The sequence below is a fragment of the Bradyrhizobium sp. MI1.11 genome, from assembly GCF_055811255.1.
The window spans coordinates 1-992 of record NZ_JBVVPM010000183.1; the positions used below are offsets into that span (position 1 = coordinate 1).

2 protein-coding genes are annotated in these 992 nt (G+C 63.0%); both read right to left on the minus strand.

All coding sequences use genetic code 11. From position 1 onward, the window contains the following. Positions 1–624 (minus strand): IS3 family transposase (locus AC0L30_RS43010; protein ID WP_473406792.1); only part of this gene is annotated, 624 nt, incomplete at its 3' end. Then, entirely contained in the window at positions 621–938 is a 318-nt protein-coding gene (locus AC0L30_RS43015) for a transposase (RefSeq protein WP_007593706.1), read from the minus strand. The genes AC0L30_RS43015 and AC0L30_RS43010, both read right to left, overlap by 4 nt. Positions 939–992: the final 54 nt, after the last annotated feature.

The following is a 992-nucleotide window of genomic DNA, read 5'->3' on the forward strand; positions in this document are numbered from 1 at the left end:
CTGGTGTTGCGACGACCGTTTGAATCCGCCTTGTGTGCCGCGATCGGAATGATGGATCAGCCCGGGACCTGGTCTTTGCGCCTTGATCGCCATTCGTAATGCGGCGAGCGGCAGTTCTGCGCGCAGATGGTCGTCCATGGCCCAGCCCACGATACGGCGGCTGTACAGATCCATGACGGCCGCCAGATACAACCAGCCCTGGTCGGTCCAGACAAAGGTGATGTCAGCGAGCCAGACCTGATTGCGCATGGCGGCCGAGAAGTTCCGGCCGAGCAGGTTCGGCGCGATCGGGAAGCCGTGCCCGCTGTCGGTGGTGCGGCATCGTCGCGGCCCGGCCGAGATGGCTCGAATGCCATGATGGCGCATCTGCCGCTCGATCCGGCCACGGCTTGCATGATGTCCCTGGGCTTTGAGTTCGACATGAATGCGCGGGCTGCCATAGCGGCCATGGCTATCGCGATGAACCCGCTGGATGCCTTCCAGCAGCGCTCGATTAGCCAAGGCCCGGAGGCTTTCCGGGCGCGACCGCCAGGCATAGTAGCCCGCGGGCGAGACGCCGAGCACACGGCACATGACCTTGACCGGATAGTCCGTGCGGCGATCCTCGATAAAACGGAACCTCATGTCCGGGGTCCAGCAAAGATCGCGATCGACTTTTTTAAAATGTCGCGCTCCAAGCGCAGCTGTTCGTTTTCCCGCTGCAACCGCGCAATCACGTCAGCTTGGTCCGCCGACGGCACCGCCGCTTGCGATGTGGGCGCCACGGCGCTGCCGCCGGCTCTCGCCGTGCCCTGCTCCGCCACCCATCGGCTCAGCACGGAGCCGTCAAGCCCGAGCTCCTTCGATACCGACTTCGCCGAGCGGCCGCTCGACAAAACCAGATCAACTGCCTGCCGCTTGTACTCGTCCGAATAAGAACGTCGCTGCCGTTTCGTCATCTGACACCTCTTGCTGTCTAAGCTATAGGTGTCCACCGATTTAGGGGAGGCTCA

Coding starts and splice junctions, on each gene's coding strand:
- AC0L30_RS43015 (WP_007593706.1), bottom strand. CDS start 938: ATGACGAAACGGCAGCGACGTTCTTATTCGGACGAGTACAAGCGGCAG.